General features: G+C 30.1%; 20 protein-coding genes and 2 tRNA genes. 9 read left to right on the top strand and 13 right to left on the bottom strand.

The features are described 5' to 3' along the window. Positions 1-287: 287 nt before the first annotated feature. Together EC396_RS15315 and EC396_RS15310 are read right to left on the bottom strand one after the other, a co-directional pair. Positions 288-372 (bottom strand) — tRNA-Leu (locus EC396_RS15315). A gap of 46 nt (positions 373-418) precedes the next feature. Beyond that, positions 419-491, bottom strand: a tRNA-Lys gene (locus EC396_RS15310). Between the two features lie 118 nt (positions 492-609). Here EC396_RS15310 and EC396_RS15305 point away from each other — a divergent pair. Continuing rightward, positions 610-1,131: a shikimate kinase gene (locus EC396_RS15305; protein WP_129367668.1), complete on the top strand. Its 522-nt coding sequence runs from the start codon at positions 610-612 to the stop codon at positions 1,129-1,131. On the opposite strand, the gene EC396_RS15300 is transcribed toward EC396_RS15305, so the two are convergent. Genes EC396_RS15300 through EC396_RS15290 form a run of 3 tightly spaced genes read right to left on the bottom strand, consistent with a single transcriptional unit; the run spans position 1,103 to position 2,550 of the window. Next, the gene (locus tag EC396_RS15300; RefSeq protein ID WP_129367666.1) at positions 1,103-1,600 is read right to left on the bottom strand and encodes a phosphoribosyltransferase family protein; all 498 of its coding nucleotides are present in this window, start codon (positions 1,598-1,600) and stop codon (positions 1,103-1,105) included. The genes EC396_RS15305 and EC396_RS15300 overlap by 29 nt on opposite strands. Before the next feature lie 4 nt (positions 1,601-1,604). After that, on the bottom strand, positions 1,605-2,189 hold the full coding sequence (locus EC396_RS15295; protein ID WP_370276522.1) for a methyltransferase: 585 nt from the start codon (positions 2,187-2,189) through the stop codon (positions 1,605-1,607). Then, positions 2,176-2,550: an RNA-binding S4 domain-containing protein gene (locus EC396_RS15290; protein WP_129367662.1), complete on the bottom strand. Its 375-nt coding sequence runs from the start codon at positions 2,548-2,550 to the stop codon at positions 2,176-2,178. Before EC396_RS15290 ends, EC396_RS15295 begins: the two co-directional genes overlap by 14 nt. Positions 2,551-2,638: 88 nt before the next feature. On the opposite strand from EC396_RS15290, the gene EC396_RS18250 reads away from it, so the two are divergent. Further along, positions 2,639-3,466: an FKBP-type peptidyl-prolyl cis-trans isomerase gene (locus EC396_RS18250; protein WP_129367660.1), complete on the top strand. Its 828-nt coding sequence runs from the start codon at positions 2,639-2,641 to the stop codon at positions 3,464-3,466. Between the two features lie 493 nt (positions 3,467-3,959). Here the strand turns inward: EC396_RS18250 and EC396_RS15280 are convergent, their stop codons facing one another. Further along, positions 3,960-4,886, bottom strand: a complete 927-nt coding sequence (locus tag EC396_RS15280; RefSeq protein WP_129367659.1) for a DUF1295 domain-containing protein — start codon at positions 4,884-4,886, stop codon at positions 3,960-3,962. Between the two features lie 191 nt (positions 4,887-5,077). On the opposite strand from EC396_RS15280, the gene EC396_RS15275 reads away from it, so the two are divergent. Both EC396_RS15275 and EC396_RS15270 read left to right on the top strand, forming a co-directional pair. Next, positions 5,078-5,995: an EamA family transporter gene (locus EC396_RS15275; protein WP_129367657.1), complete on the top strand. Its 918-nt coding sequence runs from the start codon at positions 5,078-5,080 to the stop codon at positions 5,993-5,995. Positions 5,996-6,114: 119 nt separating this feature from the next. Continuing rightward, positions 6,115-7,671, top strand: coding sequence for a DEAD/DEAH box helicase (locus EC396_RS15270; RefSeq protein ID WP_129367655.1), 1,557 nt, complete (start codon positions 6,115-6,117; stop codon positions 7,669-7,671). An 87-nt stretch (positions 7,672-7,758) separates the two neighbouring features. On the opposite strand, the gene clpB is transcribed toward EC396_RS15270, so the two are convergent. Next, the gene (clpB, locus tag EC396_RS15265; RefSeq protein ID WP_129367653.1) at positions 7,759-10,347 is read right to left on the bottom strand and encodes an ATP-dependent chaperone ClpB; all 2,589 of its coding nucleotides are present in this window, start codon (positions 10,345-10,347) and stop codon (positions 7,759-7,761) included. Positions 10,348-10,516: 169 nt separating this feature from the next. Between clpB and ytxJ the strand changes: the two genes are divergently transcribed. Next, positions 10,517-10,906 carry a bacillithiol system redox-active protein YtxJ gene (gene ytxJ, locus EC396_RS15260; RefSeq protein ID WP_129367651.1) on the top strand — a complete coding sequence of 130 codons (390 nt, stop codon included), beginning with the start codon at positions 10,517-10,519 and terminating at the stop codon, positions 10,904-10,906. A gap of 84 nt (positions 10,907-10,990) precedes the next feature. Here ytxJ and EC396_RS15255 read toward each other — a convergent pair whose 3' ends face one another. Next, positions 10,991-12,178: a hypothetical protein gene (locus EC396_RS15255; RefSeq protein ID WP_129367649.1), complete on the bottom strand. Its 1,188-nt coding sequence runs from the start codon at positions 12,176-12,178 to the stop codon at positions 10,991-10,993. A gap of 101 nt (positions 12,179-12,279) precedes the next feature. After that, complete coding sequence (fahA, locus tag EC396_RS15250) at positions 12,280-13,566, bottom strand: fumarylacetoacetase (RefSeq protein WP_129367647.1); 1,287 nt, start codon at positions 13,564-13,566, stop codon at positions 12,280-12,282. Positions 13,567-13,677: 111 nt separating this feature from the next. On the opposite strand from fahA, the gene glyA reads away from it, so the two are divergent. Further along, positions 13,678-14,952, top strand: a complete 1,275-nt coding sequence (glyA, locus tag EC396_RS15245; protein WP_129367689.1) for a serine hydroxymethyltransferase — start codon at positions 13,678-13,680, stop codon at positions 14,950-14,952. A 239-nt stretch (positions 14,953-15,191) separates the two neighbouring features. Beyond that, the gene (locus EC396_RS15240; RefSeq protein WP_129367645.1) at positions 15,192-16,031 is read left to right on the top strand and encodes an OmpA family protein; all 840 of its coding nucleotides are present in this window, start codon (positions 15,192-15,194) and stop codon (positions 16,029-16,031) included. A 67-nt stretch (positions 16,032-16,098) separates the two neighbouring features. Here the strand turns inward: EC396_RS15240 and EC396_RS15235 are convergent, their stop codons facing one another. Both EC396_RS15235 and fumC read right to left on the bottom strand, forming a co-directional pair. Then, the gene (locus tag EC396_RS15235; RefSeq protein WP_129367643.1) at positions 16,099-16,938 is read right to left on the bottom strand and encodes a hypothetical protein; all 840 of its coding nucleotides are present in this window, start codon (positions 16,936-16,938) and stop codon (positions 16,099-16,101) included. A gap of 124 nt (positions 16,939-17,062) precedes the next feature. Continuing rightward, entirely contained in the window at positions 17,063-18,457 is a 1,395-nt protein-coding gene (fumC, locus tag EC396_RS15230; RefSeq protein ID WP_129367641.1) for a class II fumarate hydratase, read from the bottom strand. 236 nt (positions 18,458-18,693) lie between these two features. Here fumC and EC396_RS15225 point away from each other — a divergent pair, with 236 nt between their 5' ends. Both EC396_RS15225 and EC396_RS17950 read left to right on the top strand, forming a co-directional pair. Further along, complete coding sequence (locus EC396_RS15225) at positions 18,694-20,301, top strand: fumarate hydratase (protein WP_129367639.1); 1,608 nt, start codon at positions 18,694-18,696, stop codon at positions 20,299-20,301. Between the two features lie 187 nt (positions 20,302-20,488). Further along, positions 20,489-20,656: a hypothetical protein gene (locus EC396_RS17950; protein WP_164975327.1), complete on the top strand. Its 168-nt coding sequence runs from the start codon at positions 20,489-20,491 to the stop codon at positions 20,654-20,656. A 216-nt stretch (positions 20,657-20,872) separates the two neighbouring features. Here the strand turns inward: EC396_RS17950 and EC396_RS15220 are convergent, their stop codons facing one another. Together EC396_RS15220 and EC396_RS15215 are read right to left on the bottom strand one after the other, a co-directional pair. Continuing rightward, positions 20,873-22,048, bottom strand: coding sequence for a DUF4105 domain-containing protein (locus EC396_RS15220; protein ID WP_129367637.1), 1,176 nt, complete (start codon positions 22,046-22,048; stop codon positions 20,873-20,875). After that, on the bottom strand, positions 22,048-23,112 hold the full coding sequence (locus tag EC396_RS15215; RefSeq protein ID WP_129367635.1) for a PorV/PorQ family protein: 1,065 nt from the start codon (positions 23,110-23,112) through the stop codon (positions 22,048-22,050). The genes EC396_RS15220 and EC396_RS15215 overlap by 1 nt, the downstream gene beginning before the upstream one ends. Positions 23,113-23,117 lie beyond the last annotated feature (5 nt).

Raw genomic sequence — 23,117 nt, 5'->3', positions numbered from 1 at the left:
GTATTTATTAAATAAATGCTCTTAAAATAGCTGTAATTTGTTATTCTGAAATGTCTTTTTAGTTTTTGTTATCTAAATCTTTATAAAATAGCTTCAGTGAAAATTAATTGTATAAAATGTTGCAAGAAATATTTACAATTAAGAGGCTTGAAAATTATACTATTCAATAAGTTTTTAGATATATATTATTTTTGTAACTAAGCTTAAAAGTTGTAAAACAAAGTCAATTTTAAAAAAAGCAGGATTGTTTCTAAGAATTTGAAACTACAAAGAATTGTTTTTTAAAGTGCGCACGAGAAGATTCGAACTTCCACATTCTAAGCGAATACCAGCCCCTCAAGCTGGCGCGTCTACCAATTCCGCCACGTGCGCATTATAGTGTAAAAAAAAAGTTAAGCATAATGCTTAACTTTTTTTGTGACCGGGCTGGGGCTCGAACCCAGGACCACCTCCTTAAAAGGGAGGTGCTCTACCAACTGAGCTACCAGGTCATTGTTCCTTTATCAATTGCGAGTGCAAAGATACTATCTAATGTTAATTACACAAGTTTTTTTATGTAATTTTTTATTCGATATTTGCTAAACAATTAAAAATCTAAAAAAAGAACCAATGAAAATTGTATTATTAGGGTATATGGCGAGTGGAAAATCTGCTGTTGGAAAAGTATTGGCAAAAGATAAAAGTTTGGATTTTATTGATTTAGATGCTTACATTGAAGAAAAAGAACAAATTTCAATTTCAGAAATATTTAGGGTTAAGGGTGAAATTTATTTTAGAAAAAAAGAGGCAGAATATTTAGAAGAATTATTAAAAATTGATAAAAATGCCATTATTTCGTTAGGTGGAGGTACTCCTTGCTATGGAAAAAACATGGAATTAATTCAAAATTGTGCAGTTTCATTTTATTTAAAAGCTTCTATTGCTACTATTTTTGATCGTTTACAACACGAAACTTCTCAAAGACCATTGGTTGCAACTATTGGAACGGAGAATTTACAAGAATATATTGCCAAACATTTGTTTGAACGCAATCCATATTACGAAAAGGCGAATTATATCATTTCAGTAAATGATAAATCTATTGAAGAAATTACAGCAGAAATTAACCTAAAGTTGCATAAGAATTATTAGCTTCAAATACAACTGAAACATGTTCGTTCATTGAAGTTGAAAGTGAAATTCCTTTAAAATCGGCTTTTACAGGGAATTTTTTATGATTTCTATTGATCAATACCGCAGTTTTAAATCGTTTTAAAGGCACTTCTAAAAAGAATTTAATTCCGTATATAAGTGTAGACCCAGAGTTTAAAACATCATCAACTAAAACTACTGATTTGTTTTTGTAACTGGCTGAATCAATATCGGTTGTAATTGGGTTTCGTGGTTTTTTCTTATCTATTTTAACTTCACATAAAACCACTTTTAAATCGGAAATTTCATTTAAAATTTTAGCCAAATTTTGAGCAAAAATATAGCCGTTACCATTTATACCAGCAATAATAATTTCTTTTTCATTGCTGTTTGTTTCGTACATCTGATAAGCTATACGACGGGTTTTATTTTTTATTTGATTGTTTGTTAAAATTATAGAACTTTCCATTTATTTAATTTTTTTCAAATATAAAAAACAATTCATTACCATTTCTAGGTTTTATAGAATTATAGCATCTTTCTAAAGTACTGATTTTAAAATTTTCAGCAAATAAGTTTAAATATTCATTTAAACTCCCACCAAAAGGAGGGCCATCTTCAGTCAATTCAAAATCAAATAACAATCCAACTAATTTTCCTTTGTTTTTAAGTAAATCGTACATTTTAGCAACGTATTCAATTCTTAAATTTGGATCTAAAGCACAAAAAAATGTTTGTTCTAAAATTAAATCATACTTATTATTATGATCAAAAAAATTGGTATGAATCAAATGTTCTTTAGGGAAATTAGGCAATCTTTGTTGTAGATTTTTTAAAGGTTGTTCAGAAATATCTATCACGGTTATATTTTTAAACCCTTCATTAAATAAATATTCGACCTCATAACCGTTGCCAGCTCCAGGAACCAAAATTTTTAAATCTTTATTTTGTAACTGATCAATATATGTTTTGATAGGAGTAGAGGCATAGCCAATGTCCCATCCTGTCTGGTTGTTTTGGTATTTAGCATCCCAAAAATTTTTATCAAATCTCATCATCTTCAGTATAATCGTCTATTTCTCTACGGTCTTTTTTAGTTGGTCGTCCTGCTCCTTTTTTGCGATAATAATCTTTAGAGTATTTCAACAATTCTAATTTTTCAAATACTTCGGCTGGCGTGGTATCTTTTCTGTATAAATCAACCAATTTAGCACCCACACGATTTGCAGGAATGTCTAATACCTCAATTTGATAATTAATTTGGTCTTTTCTTAATGTAATTTTATCGTTGTTAAAAACGGTTTTAGATGCTTTAACACTTTCTCCATTTACCCTAATATGTCCCTTTTTACAGGCTTCAGTAGCAATACTTCGTGTTTTAAAATATCTAATACACCATAAATATTTATCAATTCTCATATAAATTCATATAATAAAGTTAATATTTAACTTTTCCTTTTAACAAAGGTATGAAAATAGTATCTTGCGCATCTTAAAAATATACTCAATGAAAATTAAATTTATTTTATTTATTCTTGCTTTTGGTTTGTTAATTAATGCTTGTAAAAAAGATGAGGTTGTGCCTTTTAATGCCAAAGAACAAGCTGTTAAGGATAATGATTCAATTGTTAAATACTTAGAAACTTATTATTTAAATGTTGATGGTGATTTGGAATTAATTGATGCTGGACAAACACCTTTAATGGATCTAGTTGAAGTTGAGGATATTGTGGAAAATGATATTGCATATAAATTGTATTATTTAGTTCAAGAACAAGGTACGCAAATACAACCTAAGCGTATTGATTCTGTTTTATCTACTTATAAAGGAACAACTTTAAATAATTATACTTTTGATGAAAGTCAAAAATTTATTTGGCTTCCGCTATCTCAAACAATACTTGGTTGGCAATATGGTTTTACGCATTTTAAAAGTGGTGTTAAAGTTATAAATCCCGATGAATCTTTTAGTTATGTAGATTATGGGAAAGGTTATTTGTTTATTCCTTCTGGATTAGCATATGGACCTTCAGGTAGCCAAACAGGATCTATTCCGCCTAATTATCCATTAATTTTTAAAATTACATTGCAAGATGTTAATGTTGTAGACGATGATGATGATACTGTATTATCTATTTATGAAGATTTAAATGGAAATTCAAATTTAACAGATGATGATACTGATGGTGATGAAATTCCAAATTATTTAGATAATGATGATGACGGTGATGGTGTTTTAACAATTGATGAAGATGCCAACGGAGATGGTAATCCACGTAATGATGATACCGATGGTGATGGAATTGCAGATTATTTAGATGCAGATACTAAGTAGTTTTTAAAGAAAAAAGTAAAGTTTAAAAATATAAAAAGTTCAAGTAATTGTAAAATTGCTTGAACTTTTTTTGTTGAATCCTATCTCCAGCCCTTTCCCTAGGAAAGGGAGCACGATTTTAGATTGTTTCAGAATTGGGATGCATTACACAGTGAATTTTAAGATAGGATGAGACCCTGTATTTTACCAAGCCTGTCTTGAGCAAATCGAAAAGCTCAATAACCGGTTGCTGAGCGGAGCTGAAGCACGGTGTGAAGTGATAATGAAATAACAGGATATACAAATAATATTTCTGCTGTCCAAGAAATATCTGATGGTAAAATAAATTGTAATATCCACTTAATTAGGGGAATTCCGATAAAGTGTGTATTTTTGTTCATAGTAAATATGGTTCGCAAAGCAATATTAACTATAAAGAGGGAATTCCAAATTGGAAATCCCTCTTTTAAAAAGTTTTATCGGACACAAATGAAATAATATTTAAACAATATTACTATTTGGATTTCGAAGGAAAAAATCGAGAGACTCTTTTTTGATAATCGGCATAACCAGGATATTTTGAAGCACTAATTTCTTCACTAAACTCTGAACTTCCTTGAAATAAAACCAATAATAACAAGCAACCAGCAATACTCCAGTTAATCCATTGTCCAGATGCAGCAACACTAAATAAGTAAAAAGCTACCCAAATACTTTGTTCAGCCCAATAATTAGGATGACGCGATAAACCCCACAATCCTTTGTCTAAAAAACCTTTTTTGTAATCACCTGTTAAAGTTTCTCCCGCTTTAATCATAGCGTGTTTTTTACTTTGAAATTTCCAATGTTGTTCATCGGCAATAGTTTCATAAATAATAAAAAACAACATCAAAGCGGCAGCTATATAATCTAATAAACCCAAAGGTGTGTTGTTAAATTGTAATACAACCAAAGCAGGAAGTGTAAATAATAAAATTAAAATATTTTGATAACCCGAAATGAAAAACAAATTAAATAAAGTCCATTTCCATTGGGCTTGAAATTCTGGTTTTTCTCTTAAAACCTGCCAGCGATAATCTTCTTCACCTTCCCAAAACTTTAATGTAAAAGCACCGTGTCTTGAAAAGTTATAGGTTAACCTAATTCCCCAAATAGCGACTAAAATAAGCATTAAAATCAGTCTGGGAGAATAATTGCCATAAGAAGCAATAATCCAAACGTAAACAATAGGTATAATACTCCAAAGTTTATCAACCTGACTTTTATTATCTGTAAGTTCACCTACAACAAAACAATAAACAAAAACACCAAAAGTTACATACATTGTTGTTTTTAAGGCTAGCCATTCAATAGTTCCCAGTGAAGTTCCAAAAAAATAACTTATAATAGGTACTATTAATAATGTTACAATAAGAAGAGATGCTACTTTTATAATATTCATAATTAAAGCTTTTAGTTGTATTGCTAAAATATTAAAAAAAATAGCCAATATTATAAAATAAATGAGATAGTTAATGTTGATTTTAAAATTTTAAATTGTAAGGCAATTAAATAAAATTGGGATTATTGAAAACATTAAAAAAATAACATTGCTTCAATTCAATTTCATAATATTGCATTATAATTATTTAGATGAATAACAATAAAAACATAGGACTTATAATTGCTGCATTTTTCTCAATTTATGTTATTTGGGGATCAACCTATCTTTTGAATAAAATTGCGGTAACAGAATTGCCTCCATTTATGTTGGCATCTATCCGTTTTATTATTGCAGCCGTTTTAATTTTTAGTATTGCTAAATTATTAGGTTATAATTTGGCGATAACAAAAGCACAGTTTAAAAATTGTAGTATCATTGGTTTTTTGTTTTTAACAGCAGGAAATGGGGGAGTTGTGTGGGCTTTAAAATATGTAGATAGTGGTTTTGCTGCACTCGAAATATCTGCTCAGCCATTGGTGGTTTTGTTAATGATGCGTTTTTTTGAAGGAAAAAAAATACAACCTATGTCTATGGTTGGGGTATTTTTAGGTATTGTAGGTATTTATTTATTGGTTAGTCAAAAAGAATTGATTAACCAAGAAGGTTCTGCTTTGGGTATGTTTGTCATATTTTTATGTATGCTTTGTTGGGCATATGGCAGTTTGTTTGTAGCTAAAGCCGATTTTCCATCTAACTTTTTTGTAAATACAGGTTATCAAATGTTAATTGGTGGTGTTTTACTGTTTTTTGTTAGTTTGGCTTTGGGAGAACAATGGACTTATCCATCAACTTGGAGTTCATCTGTACAAATATCAATGGTATTGTTAATTTTATTTGGAAGTATTATTGCTTTTACTGCATTCAACTATTTATTGAGATCTGTTTCGCCCGAAAAAGTAGCAACTTCAACATATGTAAATCCAATAATAGCGATGTTTTTAGGATGGTATTTATTAAATGAGCAAGTTACAACCCAATCTGCAGTAGCTGCTATTATTTTACTTACAGGTGTTTATTTTATCAATACAAAGAAAAAGTTGACAATGTATGCTAGATTTAAAAAGTAATAAACACCACTAAATAAAGCCAGTAACTTCAAAAAATAAAATAAAAAAAATATTTTTTTAAAGAAATAGTGTAAATGCCCCATAAAGACTGTATTTTTGTGGGTTTTTAAAATTGAAATGTGCGTTTATCCAAAACAGAAATAGAAGATAGAAATACTGGTAAAGATTTATACAGTTATCAAAAAGAGGCTATTAGTGAAATTTTCAAGAGGTTTGAAGAAGCCAAAGAAGATTATCATTTGTTATATCAACTACCAACAGGTGGTGGTAAAACTGTAATTTTCTCAGAAATTGTTAGACAATATTTAAAACATCATCAAAAAAAGGTATTGGTTTTAACACATCGTATTGAGTTGTGTAAGCAAACTTCAAAAATGCTTTCTGAATTTGATGTTGTTAATAAAATTATTGATAGCAAAGCCAATTTAGACGATCATCAAATATATAGTTGTTATGTGGCGATGGTTGAAACTTTGAACAATAGATTGAATGACAACAAGTTTGATATTTCAGATATTGGACTGGTTATTATTGATGAGGCTCATTATAACTCATTTACTAAAATATTTAAATTTTTTAGTAAAGCGTTTTTTTTAGGCGTTACAGCAACACCTTTAAGTTCTAATATTCAGCTACCTATGACCGATAATTATGAGGAATTGATTGTTGGTGAAACTATTGAAACGCTTATTAAAAATAAGTTTTTAGCAAAACCTGTTACTTATTCATACAATGTAGGGTTAACATCGTTGGTTGTGGGTGCAAATGGAGACTATACCGTAAAGTCTTCAGATGATTTGTACACAAGTGGCAATATGTTGAACAAACTGGTTGAAGCTTATGAAGAGCGTTCAAAAAATAAAAAAACATTGATTTTTAACAATGGTATTAGTACTTCAATCAATGTTTATCATACATTTAAAGCAGCTGGTTATCCTGTTGCACATTTAGATAATACCGCTTCAAAAAAAGAGCGTGAGCAAATTTTAAAGTGGTTTAAACACACACCAAATGCAATTTTAACTTCGGTGAGTATTTTAACTACAGGATTTGATGAACCAACTGTTGATACTGTTATTTTGAATAGAGCAACCAGATCTTTAACATTGTATTATCAAATGATTGGTCGTGGTTCTCGTATTTTAAAAGATAAAACAACATTTAATATTATTGATTTAGGTAATAATTTTCACAGATTTGGTATGTGGGGTTCAAACTTAAATTGGCAAAAAATATTTAAATCGCCTAATTATTACATCGATAATTTATTAAATGATGAAGAGTTAGAGAGTAATTTTAGATATGAAATGCCTGAGGAAGTTAGAAAAAAGTTTGCCAATTCTTTTGATGTATTTTTTAATATTAAAGAATCGTATGTTCAAACTGTTCAACAAGGTAAATCTTCAAAAGAGGTATTAAAAAATTCAATAGATCAACATTCTAAAATTTGCGTTGAAAATAGTGAAGATGTTTATGATGCTTTGGCTTTAATGAATTTATTGGGTGATGATATTGAATATCGTATTGATCAATACATTCGTTGTATTTGTAAAAGTACCAACAGTTTTATTGAATGGTTAAATGATGATTATAGAAAAAAATTACGTGCTAATTTATATAATAATTTTGACAGTCTTTATGAAGAAATTCACGGAAAACCACCACCTGAAGATTAAATTATAAAATTTTAAGCATAAAAAATAAATAAAAACCCTACAAAATAAACTAGTTATTGAGTAGGGTTTTTTAGTGTTTAAATCTTATTATTTATTTCTAAATACTATTTTATTATCAAATGCATCTAACAAAATATGACTAGTTGCAGTTACTTTTCCTGCAAGTATTTCTTTTGAAAGTTTATTCAATACTTCTTTTTGAATAACACGTTTTACTGGTCTTGCTCCAAATTGAGGGTCAAAACCTAACTCTGCCAAAGCTTCTACTAAATCTTCAGTATATTCAATTTGAATGTCTTGAGATTTCAACATTTTTATTAAACCATTCAATTGTAATTTTACAATTTGTTTAATTTCAGCTTTGTTTAAAGGTGTAAACATCAAAATTTCATCAATCCTGTTTAAAAACTCAGGTCTTATGGTTTGTCTTAATAAGGTTATAACCTCATCTTTAGTACTTTCAGTAATCTCTGCTCTTTTACTCATATCCATTTTTTCAAAACGCTCTTGTATTATATGAGAACCCATATTTGAGGTCATAATAATAATGGTATTTCTAAAATCAGCAATACGACCTTTATTATCTGTCAATCTACCTTCATCTAATACTTGTAATAAAATATTAAAAGTATCAGGATGCGCTTTTTCAATTTCATCAAGTAAAACAACAGAATATGGTTTTCTACGAACGGCTTCAGTCAATTGACCACCTTCTTCATAACCAACATAACCTGGAGGCGCACCAACCAAACGACTTACCGCATGGCGTTCCTGATATTCACTCATATCAATCCTAGTCATCGCATTTTCATCGTCAAATAAATATTCAGCCAAAGCTTTTGCCAACTCTGTTTTACCAACACCAGTGGTTCCTAAAAACAAGAAAGTACCCATTGGTTTTTTAGCATCTTGCAAACCAGCTCTTGATCTTCTTACAGCATCGGCTACAGCTTCAATAGCTTCATTTTGTCCAACAACTCTGTCGTGTAACTCATCTTCCAAAAGAAGTAACTTTTCGCGCTCACTTTGTAACATTTTGGTTACAGGTATACCAGTCCATTTAGCAACAACTTCAGCAATATCATCTCTAGTAACTTCTTCTTTAATTAAAGCAGTTTCTTGATTTTCAGACAATTCTTTTTGAAGTTCATCTAAATTTACTTGTTCATCTTTAATTTTTCCATAGCGCAATTCAGCAACTTTACCGTAATCTCCTTCACGTTCAGCACGATCAGCTTCTAATTTATAATTTTCAATGGCTTCTTTACTTTCCTGAATAGCATCAACCAAATCTTTTTCACTAGTCCATTTGGCGCTAATTTCATTTCTTTCTTCTTTGATGTTTGCCAATTCATTTTTAAGAAAATCTAATTTTTTCTCGTCCTTTTCACGTTTAATGGCTTCAATTTCTATTTCAATTTGCATAATTTTACGATCCAAAACATCTAATTCTTCAGGTTTTGAATTGATTTCCATACGCAGTTTAGCCGCAGCTTCATCCATTAAATCAATGGCTTTGTCTGGTAAAAAACGGTTCGAAATATAACGTTGAGACAATTCAACCGCAGCAATAATGGCATCATCTTTAATTTGAACTTTGTGATGATTTTCATATTTTTCTTTGATACCTCTTAAAATAGAAATTGCACTTTCTGTATCAGGTTCGTTTACAATTACTTTTTGAAAACGACGTTCTAACGCTTTATCCTTTTCAAAATATTTTTGATATTCATCTAGGGTAGTTGCTCCAATCGCTCTTAGTTCTCCACGAGCCAATGCAGGTTTTAAAATATTTGCTGCATCCATTGCGCCTTGTCCACCTCCAGCACCCACCAAAGTATGAATTTCATCAATAAACAAAACAATTTCACCATTTGATGAAGTTACTTCTTTAATGACAGATTTTAAACGCTCTTCAAATTCACCTTTGTATTTAGCACCTGCAATTAAAGAACCCATATCTAATGAGTAAATTTGCTTGTCTTTTAAGTTTTCAGGAACATCACCTTTTATAATTCTGTGAGCCAAACCTTCGGCAATTGCTGTTTTACCAGTTCCAGGTTCACCAACCAACATTGGGTTGTTTTTTGTTCTACGAGATAAAATTTGAAGAATTCTTCTAATTTCTTCATCTCGCCCAATTACAGGATCTAGTTTACCTTCTTTGGCTAACTGATTTAAATTTCGGGCATATTTATTTAGCGAATTGTAGGTGTCTTCTGCACTTTGCGAAGTCACATTACTTCCTTGTCTCAATTCGTCTATTGCGGCTTTTAAATGCTTTTCAGTAACACCTTGATCTTTTAATAATTGCGAAGTAGTATCTTTTGTATTTAAAATAGCTAGTAATAAATGTTCAATTGAGACATACTCATCATTCATTTTTTTTGCTTCGTTTGAAGCATTATTAAGCATTTTAGATGCATCTTTAGAGAGCATAATATCTCCGCCAGTTACTTTTGAATAACTTTCAATAACCTTATCTATAACATTTTTGAGCAAATCGATATTAACCCCTAATTTTTTTAAAATAAAAGGAGTTACATTTTCATCAACTTCAAAAATTCCTTTTAATATGTGTGAATTTTCTATTTGTTGATTTTCATTACTTTGTGCAATTTGCTGTCCGGCTTGGATAGCTTCTTGCGATTTAATTGTAAATTTATTAAAGTTCATAACGTTTTATATTTTTTGTATTTATATTTGTTGCTTCAAAAAATATTCCAAGCGCTTTAAATGGGGTTTTTATGACACAGTGTCTTGTTTTTAAGTGCATTGCAGCCATTTTGTCTTTTTTTGAAAGTTATGTAAAATTTTATCGACCAAGTTTAAAAAACAATATAATATGAGTTTATTTAAAAATCTATTTCAATCAAATAATGCTGAAATTACAAATCAAAAATTAAATTGGATTGCATTAACTGAATTAAATCAATTAAATGAGATTGTTGAATTATCTAATACAAAACCTGTGTTGATTTTTAAGCATAGTACACGCTGTGGAATTAGTTCGATGGCACTAAAACACTTTGAAAATGATTTTGATATACCAGCTTCAAAAATTGATTTGTACTTTTTAGATTTATTACAATACAGAGCTATTTCAGCAGAAATAGCATCAAAATTTAATGTAATTCATCAATCTCCTCAGGCTTTATTAATTGATAAAGGCATTGTTGTGTATCACGATTCACATAGTGGAATTAGTGTTGAAGCTATTAAAAAAATAATTTAGATTTTAAGTAAAATATAAAAAGGTAAAACCATGAAGTTATTTCAGGGTTTTACCTTTTTTGTATTATAAAGTTAAAAAAACAGTTTAGTTAAAAAGGTAAGAAGCTATAATGCTTTTTATTTTTAATTTTAAATCTTCGCCACTATCATATATCATTTGTTCGTTGCTAGGGAACGGCACAAATTTAAAAGCTAATAAATCTAAATATTCTTTATCTAAAGCATTTCTGTCACCTTTGTAAGTAGCATAGCGGTGTTCAAATACAAAGCCACTTTCTAAAGGATAAGATTTTATAAGTTGATTGGTTGTTAAATCAAAATATTTAATTTGACCAATAATTTGAACCGATTTATATTGAATGTTTTGGTAAACAACACTTTTAATGGTTTTAAATTTATCTACTTTAATTGCTTTTCCTAAACTGTCTGTTACATTAACTCCTTTGCTATCTTTTAAATATTGCCAACCATCAACAACCTGTTTTTCCTGAACTATTTCTTTTTCGCGAATTTGTTCTGGAGATATATTGATTTCTCTTAAATTAATTTCAATTTCATAGTTGTATTTAATTTGGTTTTGTTTTTTAGATTGGTAAACAGTCCAAAGTGTATTTAAACCATAGGTTTCAAAATTTAATAAATCCTGTTCTAAACGAATAGGAATTACTTTATCTGATTGATTTTGCATAAATACATAAATAAAATCAGTGCCTTTGAAATGTGCTTCTTCGATTAAAGAATTGGTGTTTTTATAATTAGGATTGATTTGATTAAGGTAATTTAAATCGTTATAAGTGTTTCTAAAATCAAGTTTGTTTTTTGAATTTTGAAGCGAGTTTAAAGCATTGTTGTATAAATATTCAGTAACATTTTGTTTACTGGTTATCAATTGATTGGTGTAATCATTTAATTGAAATTTAGCATTTTTACCAGTACTTACAATTTGCAAAGGAAGTAAAGGTCTGATCATTTCTTGCCTTTTATTTAAATTATCGTAAATAGTATAAATGGTTTCGTAATTTGCTGGATTTCCTTCATTTTGAAGGAATTTTACTTTTGTTAAGTCTCTTTCATTGGCTTTTATAAAAGCATCTTGTAGCATAAAAACATAAGGCTCATTGCTTTTTTTAAATTTATCACTTCTAAGATTTTTTAAAGCAATATTAATGGCTTCGTCATAATTACCATAATTAATGGCTTCTTGTGTTTTTTTAACGCTATTACATCCAATAAAAAGTGTTACAATAAATGTAAAAAGAAATAAGTTTTTCATAAAGGGGTATAAGTATGATTATGTATTTGGATACAAAAATAACCAAATAGCCCTAAAAATAATTTTTTAGGGCTATTAAAATAGTTATATAATTTTTTCTGTTATTTTAACGCTATGGCTGGTGCTATTTTACCAGTGCATTTACCAAAACCAATGCGTACTTTGCTATTTTCACAATAACCACGAATAATAACCTCGTCGCCATCATTTAAAAAAGATCTAGACGTTCCATCTTTTAAAGTAATAGGTTCATTACCGTTCCAAGTAATTTCTAACATAGATCCGTAACTGTCACTTGTTGAGCCTGATATGGTTCCGCTACCCATTAAATCACCAGCACGTACATTACAACCATTTACGGTGTGGTGTGCTAATTGCTGTTGAATTGTCCAGTATAAATATTTAAAATTAGTTTTACTTAAATCATTTAAATCTCCATTTTCAGTTTTAAGTTTGGCTTCTAATTTAATATCAAAGCTATTGTTGGCTGTATTTTGTTTTAAATATGGCAAAGGATCTAATTCTTGTTTAGGGCTTTTACATCTAAATGGCTCTAAAGCATCTAATGTAACTATCCAAGGAGAAATAGTTGTTGCAAAGTTTTTTCCTAAGAAAGGACCTAAAGGGTCTAATTCCCATTTTTGAATATCTCTTGCACTCCAATCGTTTAATAAAACCATTCCAAAAATATTTTCTTCGGCTTCATCAATTGAAATTCTTTTACCCAAATCGTTAACGGCTGTTGTAATAAAGGCAAGTTCTAATTCCATATCAACGCTTTCTGAAGGAGCTAATACAGGCTTTTCAGAACCATAAGGAAGTACTTGTCCATAAGGTCTTCTAATACTTGTGCCAGAAACAACAACCGAAGAAGATCTACTAGGATAGCCCACAGGCATATGCAACCAGTTAGACGATAAACTATGTGTTTGGCCATTAAATATTTTACCAATATTTTCGGCATGCTCTATACTTGTATAAAAATCGGTATAATCACCAACATCTACAGGCATTAACATTTCTACTTCATTAATATCAAAAATAATAACTTCTTTATGTTTATCATTTTCTCTTAATGTAGGATTTTCAATATCAAAGATTTCTGAAATTCTTTTTCTAACCAATCGCCAAGTTTTTCTTCCATCGGCAATAAAATCATTTAAAGAATCTTGCATAAAAATATCATCTGTCAAAGGAATTCCTTTGAAATAGCCTAATTGATGAAAAGCACCTAAATCTATGGCGTATTCACCAATACGAGTTCCTATGGTAATAATATCATCTTTTGTAATAAATACACCAAATGGGATATTTTGAATTGGGAAATCAGAACCTTCTTTTACAGGAAGCCATGATTTACGGTTTGGATCATTCGCTGCTATCTTCATAACTAATCATTTCTGTTAATAAAATTATGAGTAAATATATAAGTTTATTACTAAATGCAAAACGAAATCATTATTTTTGCACTAAATTTAACTTTTAACAACGTATATATAATGCAACGTGATCAAATTATTTTCGATTTAATAGAAGACGAAAGAGAAAGACAAACAAATGGATTAGAACTAATTGCCTCTGAAAACTTTGTAAGTGATGAAGTAATGGAAGCTATGGGCTCTGTTTTAACTAACAAATATGCTGAAGGTTATCCAAACAAACGTTATTACGGTGGTTGTGAAGTTGTTGATATTGTTGAACAAATTGCTATTGATAGAGCTAAAGAACTTTTTGGTGCTGAATATGTTAATGTTCAACCGCACTCTGGCTCACAAGCAAATGCAGCTGTTTATCAAGCAGTTTTAAATCCAGGTGATAAAATTTTAGGATTTGATTTATCTCACGGTGGACATTTAACACACGGTTCTCCAGTTAATTTTTCAGGAAAATTATACACAACTTCATTTTATGGTGTTGATGAAGAAACTGGAATGTTAAACTATGATAAAATTTTAGAAACAGCTAAAAAAGAATTGCCAAAGTTAATCATTGCAGGTGCTTCAGCTTACTCTAGAGATATAGATTTTAAAAAATTTAGAGAAATTGCTGATGAAGTAGGAGCATTGTTAATGGCAGATATTTCTCATCCAGCAGGTTTAATTGCAAAAGGAATCTTAAATGACCCAATTCCTCATTGTCATTTTGTAACGACAACTACGCATAAAACTTTACGTGGTCCTCGTGGTGGTATTATCATGATTGGAAAAGATTTTGACAATCCTTTTGGACAAAAATTAAAGAACGGATCGTTGAAAAAAATGTCTAGTTTAATTGATTCGGCTGTTTTTCCAGGTAATCAAGGTGGACCTTTAGAGCACGTAATTGCTGCTAAAGCAGTAGCTTTTGGTGAAGCTTTAACAGATGAGTTTTTAAATTATCAAATTCAAGTTAAGAAAAATGCATCAGCTATGGCTGAAGCTTTTGTTAACAAAGGTTATAAAATTATTTCAGGTGGTACAGACAATCACTGTATGTTAATTGATTTACGCAACAAAAACATTAGTGGAAAAGATGCTGAAAATGCATTGGTAAAAGCTGAAATTACCGTAAATAAAAATATGGTTCCTTTTGATGATAAATCACCATTTGTAACTTCAGGTATTAGAGTTGGTACTGCTGCTGTTACTACACGTGGTTTAAAAGAAACTGATATGGCTAAGGTTGTTGATTTAATTGATGAAGTAATTATGAATTTTGAAAATGAAACAATTTTAGAAGGTGTTGCTGAAAAAGTAAATGAAATGATGGCAAGCAGACCTTTATTTCAAATGTAAAATAACTAAACAATTTTAATAATTTCCTATCGGGTTTTATTATTAAAAATATGATTGAAAAAAAAGATTGGCAATAGTCAATCTTTTTTTTGTTTAAAAATGAACTTTATTTTACTAAATATAGGTAATTTAAAAGATACTTCATTAAGTTTATTTGAATTAAAAAAATAATTATCAAATTGATAATCAGAAGTATATTTTTCATAAATTTGAGTTAAACTAAAAAATATTTAAAAATTATGAAAAAAATAGTTGCATTATTAGTGTTTACAACATTGATTTTAAGTTCTTGTGTTTCAAAAAAACAATACGTAGAGTTAGAAGGCAATTTTAGTAAAAAAAGTCAAGAACTAACGGATACCAAAGCCGAATTAATGAAGTGTCAGGTTGAAAATGAGAATAAAATTATTTCTCTAAATCAACAAATTACAAGTTTAAAAGAAGACAAAGCTAAAACTTTAGAATATGTTGATAATTTAACTGTTTTGTCAAAATCTGCTTCAGACAATATTAAGGAAACCCTAGCTCAAATGGGTAAAAAAGATCAATACATTCAATACATTCAAAAAGCGGTTACTAAAAAAGATTCAATCAATTTAGCACTTGGATTTAAATTAAAAAGCGTGTTAAAAGATGGTTTTGAAGATGATGATATTCAAGTAAATGTTGAAAAAACCGTAGTTTATATTTCTATTGCCGATAAGTTATTATTTAAAAGTGGAAGTTCAACAATTTCTTCAGAAGCCAAAGCTGTGTTAGGTAAAGTTGCAGATGTAATTGCAGCACAACCTGATTTAGAAGTTATGGTTGAAGGTTATACAGATAACAAACCAATCAGTACAAATTGTATTAAAGACAACTGGGATTTGAGTGTTTCTCGTTCAACTTCAGTGATAAGAGTTTTACAAGACGACTTTAAAATCAATCCTGCTAGATTGGTTGCTGCTGGTAAAAGTGAATACACACCTTTAGATACCAATGATACTGTTGAAGGTAGAGCTAAAAACAGACGAACAAGAATTGTTTTAATGCCTAAATTAGATCAGTTTTTTGAATTGTTAGAGCAAAAAGTAGACTAATTTAATTTGAAAATTTAATAAAAAATGCGGTTTTTTTAACCGCATTTTTTTGTTAAATAAAATTTATTTAGAAAGTAGTGTGTAGACTTAATGTTGGTCCACTAAAAGACATAGCAAAACTTCCATTCCATACTTTTTGATCTACATTGGCATTTATTTTAAAATACCTGTAATCTAAAGCAGCAGCAAAGTTTTTACTAAACTGGTATCGTACACAAGGACCCACATCCCACAAAGAACCCGAATATTCATTAATTGTAATACCAAACCAATCTAAACGTGCAGAAAACGACCATTTTTCAGTAGGAGCAAAGTGATACCATAAAGCAAGGTTAGGAAGTGGTGCTGTAACAGAAATAGATGCAGATTTAAACTCATTGTCATTATTGTTAACAATAATATTTCCTTCAATAAATGGACCTATATTTGTAATATGAAAACCGAGTCCAGCACCCAATTCGTGTTTTAAGCCCGATGAAATAAACGTTCCTACAAAAACACGATACAAGTTAAATTTATAACCTAACTTAACATTACTTCCTTTTTTAAAAGTATACTCACCATTGTTTATAACAATATCTTCTTCTAATTCTAAATTTTTATTATAACTGGCATTGAAATATTCTGCAGATAATTTCCATTTTTTTGCAAAACGCCAATCAAGATAAAATTGAGGTCTTAATGAATTATTATTGAAGTCAAACGATTCTCCAAATTCTATTTCTTGATTTTCAGAAGAACCATTTAACTCAAATTTTACTTTTTGTGTTGGTATAAAAAGTCCTACACCAATTTGAAATTTACTTGTAAGAATTGGATTTTTAGTAAACTCATTTTTTTCTTGCGCCAATATAAAGTTACTAGGAATAAATATAAAGAATAGGCAGTAGATAGCTAATTTTTTCATGATAATCAGGTTTAATATCTTTAGGATAAAAAAACCAATCTAAATTAATTGATTATAACCGTTTTTCAAAATTTATTCAAATTTTTTAAAAAGAAGGCTTTCTTTTATAATGCAAAGGCACTATTTATAAAGTACCAATCATATCCTCAGGTTTAACCCAAGCATCGTATTCTTCAGCAGTTACATAACCCAATCTAATTGCTTCATGCTTTAAAGTAGTTCCGTTTTTATGCGCCGTATTTGCAATTTCAGCAGCTTTATAGTACCCAATTTTTGTATTTAAGGCAGTAACTAACATTAATGAATTGTTTAATAATTCCTTAATACGCAGATTATTTGGTTCAATACCAATGGCGCAATTTGCTTCAAAACTAATACAAGCATCGCCAAGTAAACGAGCCGATTGTAAAAAGTTAGCAGCCAATAAAGGCTTAAATACATTTAATTCATAATGTCCCTGTGTTGCTCCAATGGTAATGGCAACATCGTTACCCATTATTTGTGCGCAAACCATTGTTAAAGCTTCAGATTGCGTAGGATTTACTTTCCCAGGCATAATTGAACTTCCGGGTTCATTTGCAGGAATGATCAATTCTCCAATTCCTGAACGTGGTCCAGAAGCCATCATTCTAATATCATTAGCGATTTTGTTTAAAGAAACCGCCAATTGTTTTATAGCTCCGTGACTTTCAACAATAGCATCATGAGCAGCCAAGGCTTCAAATTTATTTTCAGCAGAAATAAATGGTAAACCTGTAAAGTCTGCAATTTTTTTGGCAACCAATATATCATAACCTTTTGGAGTATTTAAACCAGTTCCAACTGCAGTTCCGCCTAAAGCTATTTCGGCTAAATGAGGCAATGTATTTTTTAAAGCCTTTAAACCATGGTTTAATTGAGCAACGTATCCTGAAAATTCTTGACCCAATGTTAGGGGAGTAGCATCCATTAAATGCGTTCTTCCTATTTTAATAACATCTTTAAATTCAATTGATTTTTTTTGAAGCGTATCTCTTAATTTTTCAATTCCCGGAATTGTGATTTCAACAATCATTTTATAGCAAGCAATGTGCATTGCGGTAGGAAATGTGTCGTTACTAGATTGTGATTTGTTTACATCGTCATTTGGTTGAATTATTTTTTCACCTTCACCAATTATACTGCCAGCCAATTCTTGTGCTCGGTTGGCAATAACTTCATTTACATTCATATTGCTTTGTGTACCAGAACCGGTTTGCCAAATAACCAAAGGAAACTGATTATCTAACTTTCCATCTAAAATTTCATCACACACTTTTGATATTAAATCTCTTTTTTCTGAAGCTAAAACACCTAAATCACAATTTGTAAAGGCAGCAGCTTTTTTTAGATAAGCAAATCCGTAAATTATTTCTAAAGGCATAGATGCTGTTGAACCAATTTTAAAATTGTTTCTAGAACGTTCTGTTTGTGCTCCCCAATATTTATCGGCAGGAACTTCAACATTTCCCATAGTATCTTTTTCTATTCTATATTTCATCATGTTGTGATTTTCTATTTAAATTTAAAGATAAGCATTAAAATATAGTTTGTTATATCTTGTTTAAGGTGCAATCAAAAAAAATAGTTCTTAAAAAATTGATGTATAAAAACCAATATTTTCTTTGTGTTTTTCTATAAAAATAGGATAAATAAACCTTTTTTATACACAATATTTTCTTCTTCCATTGTATATTTGCAAGAGTTAAATTTGAAAATACAATAAAATTATATACGATGTCTGAATTTAAATACCAAAAACCGTTTCCTATTACAAAGGACACAACAAAATACCGTTTGTTAACTAAAGACCACGTTTCTGTAGTTGAGTTTGATGGACGAAAAATTTTAAAAGTTGCGCCAGAAGGCCTTGAGTTACTTTCACAAACTGCTTATCATGATGTTTCGTTTTACCTTCGTGCTTCTCACTTAAAAAAATTAGAAACCATTCTTAAAGATCCAGAAGCTTCAGATAACGATCGTTTTGTTGCTTATACAATGTTATTAAATCAAATGGTTACGTCTGCTGGTGAATTGCCAACTTGTCAAGATACAGGTACCGCTATTTGTGTAGGTAAAAAAGGTGAAGATGTTTACACTGGTTTTGATGATGCTGAATACATTTCAAAAGGAGTTTATAACACCTATCAAACAGACAATCTACGTTTTTCTCAAATTGTTCCTCAAACAATGTTAGAAGAAAAAAATTCAGGAACCAATCTTCCTGCTCAAATTGATATTTATGCAGCAACGGGTAATAAATATGAATTTTTATTTATGACAAAAGGTGGTGGTTCTGGTAATAAAACTTACTTATACCAAATGACCAAGTCTTTATTAACAGAAGAAAACTTAACCAAGTTTGTGAAACAACACATTATGGATTTAGGAACTTCTGCTTGTCCGCCTTATCATTTAGCATTTGTTGTTGGTGGAACTTCTGCTGAAGCAAATTTAGCAACTGTAAAAAAGGCATCGGCAGGTTATTTAGATCATTTACCAACAGAAGGTAACGATGGTGGTCAAGCTTTTCGTGACTTAGAATGGGAAGAAAAAATCACAAAAATTTGTCAGGATAGTGGCGTAGGAGCTCAATTTGGTGGTAAATATTTTGTACACGATGTACGTGTTATTCGTTTACCACGTCACGCTGCTTCTTGTCCGGTAGGATTGGGTGTTAGCTGTAGTGCAGACCGTAATGTTAAAGGTAAAATTACTGAAGAAGGTATTTTTCTTGAAGAATTAGAAAGAAATCCAGGACAATTTTTACCAAAAGAGGCACCGCACTTAGCAAATGCTGTTGAGTTAGATTTGGATCAGCCAATGGATAAAATTCGTGAGGAACTTTCAAAATATCCAATTAAAACACGTTTTAGCTTAAAAGGAACATTGATTGTGGCACGTGATATGGCGCACGCTAAAATTAGCGAAATGCTTGCCAATGGCGAAGAAATGCCTCAGTACTTTAAAGACCATCCAATTTATTATGCAGGGCCGGCAAAAACACCTAAAGGAATGGCTTCTGGTAGTTTTGGACCAACAACTGCAGGTCGTATGGATCCTTATGTAGATCCTTTCCAAAAAGTTGGTGGTAGTATGGTAATGGTTGCAAAAGGTAACCGTTCTCAACAAGTAACAGATGCTTGTAAGGCCAATGGCGGTTTTTACCTTGGTTCTATTGGTGGACCAGCTGCAATTTTAGCTAAAGAAAGTATAAAATCTATTGAAGTAATTGATTTTGCAGAGTTAGGTATGGAAGCGGTTCGTAAAATTAGAATCGAAAATTTCCCTGCATTCTTATTGGTAGATGATAAGGGCAATGATTTCTTTGCAGAATTTAAATAGTTTATAAAATTTAAGTATTCAATACACCAAATAACTTTGTTTGTTTGGTGTATTTTTTTGTGCTAAATTTTTTTTAGTACTTTCAGATAATAGATGATAAAAATCATTAAAAAATTATAAAGTTTTGTGATTTATTCAAAATAAATACTATTTTTGTCATTCAATATAAAAACAACGTTTAACGATTATGGATTTATCACAATTTTCTGGATTTTTGGCATTTTTAGGAATTTTTACTATGGGGTTTTGGTTAATGATTTTTTTAATCACTTTTATCATTCCTTATTGGTTATTTGGTTCTGCTATGGAAGCTTGGAAACTAAGAAAAGCAGATAAAACTGCAAAGAAATCATAATCTTACTTGATATAAATAAAAAGGGCAATTTAATAATTGCCCTTTTTTTATGCTTTAAATTTTGAGTGATTAAATAGCTGATTCTTCTTGCTAATTTGGGCGTTACCCACAAGGGGGTCGGGTCTTTCGCTATATCTTTTTTAAAATTCCATTGCATTTCATTCTAAAAAAGGATGCCGCTGCAACCCCTAACGCGTTTTATATGCCTATAAAAATTTAGTTTTTAATTGTTATCAAAAATAAGTATCTAATGCATAATGCAATTACCAATGGTAATAAAGCCAAATTAAATATTTGTATTTTAACAATCCAAAGTACCAGCATTATTAAAAGCAATAGAATTAACAAAGCATTGTAATACTTTAGCCAATTGGGTAATTTAGATTTTAAAGTGTAAAAAGCAATAAATAGGTTAGGAGCAAAAGCCCATAAAAAGTTGAAATTTTTATAAGTTGCTGTATGTGCTGTTGCAAACCACATTAATATAACAACAACACCTATAATACCTGTTAAAAAATAGATTGAAAAATCGAGTGTCTTATTTCTATTTGATTTTTTGAAGTTTTTATAGGTAATAAATAATATCAAAAGACTTAAAACTAAAATAACATTTAGCGGACTTAATATTTCAAAAGAAGTTTTTGTTGGAGCTTCTTTTAAAATGGTAATTTCTTTTAATACCAAAGGTTCAGTTATGTTATTTTTTTGAATGGTTGCATTGTTAAACGCTTCAAAAATATAATCGGGTAAAAATTTATAATCGTCTTTTGTTGCTTCATCATCAATCACAGAACCCAAAGCCAAATCAATTCCAAATTTCCCCCATTTAAAATTTGTAGCTGTATAATCAGCAATTAAATCTCTATGTGATTTTGTTGTTGAAATATGATTGTTGCTAAAAGTAACTTTGTTATTTAATACCGTTTTTACAACAGCTTCAATTTTAGTAGAACAATTGTCGTAAAAAAAGTCGTACTGATAGTCTCTATTTTCGCGCTTTGCATTGTTTTCAAGAAAGTCAAAAATTTGTTGAACTTCATCTGGATTCAAATTTAAAACCTGAGTTTTTACCCAGCGATTTTCATATTGATAACCTCGTAAAAACCGATAAAAATCGGCAGTTGATAAAAAATATGTTAAATTTCCTTTTGCAAAATTCAAATAAAAATTAGGTGCGTTAAAATCAAATGTGCCATAGTTGTAAACTTTGTCAATTCCTAAAATTGGGTCAAATACTCTAAATGCACTATGCCCAAAGGCTGAATATAGTTCCTGACCTGGGCCGCAAGTAACAACGCTTACGGTTGATTTTGGCGATAACTTTTCTTGTGCATTTAATTGAAGTGCAAAAATCGAAATTGTTATTAATAAAAAGTTTACTAATTTATTCATTATCTAAATTCGTCGAAATCTAATTTAATTGAAAATATATTAGAATATAAAGCATTACCAACACTGGCAATATTGGTAAGTGCATAATCTATTTGTATACCTTTGTATCTAAAACCAACTCCAAAATTAGGTTGTAAAGTTACTGTTTGACTGTTGTCAAATTGTAGTTCATTTTGAAATTCACCAATACCTGCGCGTAAAAAAACCATATTTATATAGTCTGCCTGAAATCCGAAAGCAGGATTTATACTTACAAAACTACTTGAAATAATATCATTGGTTTGGGTAAATCTAAAATTCAAATCCAACTCGGTTAGCAATCCAAAATCTCTTGAAAGTTCAAACTTTTTAGCAGCTCCCAATTGCATTTTTGGGAGTGTTAACTCGGTACTTTCTGGCAACTCTTGATTTTCTCCCGGAATGGCATCCGCAATTTTTTTGAAAGCTTCTTCGTTAAAACTCCAGGTATTAAAGGTTGTAGTAATATCGCGCAACATCAATCCAAATTTCCAATTATTTCTTTCAAATTGTGCTGAAGCGTCCAATCCAAATCCCCAGGAATTTGCAAAATCACCAATAATTCTATGAATTAATTTGACATTAAAACCAATATCAAAACCTTGTAGTAACAAATTTCTTGCATAAGCAAAATTTAACGCGTAATCTGCAGCAGAAAATAAACTAATTCGGTTATAATCTATATTTCCATCATTATCAATCAATTCAGTTGTATCTAAAATATCATCAACACCAAAGCGAATTAAAGAAATTCCTAAAGCACTGTGACGATCTACAGGCATAGCAAAAGCGGCATAATCGTAATTTGCGATTCCGGCAAAGTAGGAGGCATGCATAAAAGAACCCTGATAATCTGTAACGGCAGTTAACCCTGCTGGATTCCAGTAAGTTGAATTTACATCTCTACTGCTGGCAACAACAGCTTTACCCATACCTAAAGACGCTGCATCTACACCAATATTCAAAAATTCATTTGAATACTTGCGAACAGTTTGCCCTGTTAGTAATTGTACACTGAATAATATGATTAATAAACTTTTTTTCAACGGGT

The sequence above is a fragment of the Lutibacter sp. HS1-25 genome (genome assembly GCF_004121075.1).
Classification (GTDB): domain Bacteria; phylum Bacteroidota; class Bacteroidia; order Flavobacteriales; family Flavobacteriaceae; genus Lutibacter.
Note: the sequence above shows the minus strand (reverse complement) of the source record. Positions and strands in the feature narration are given on the sequence as shown.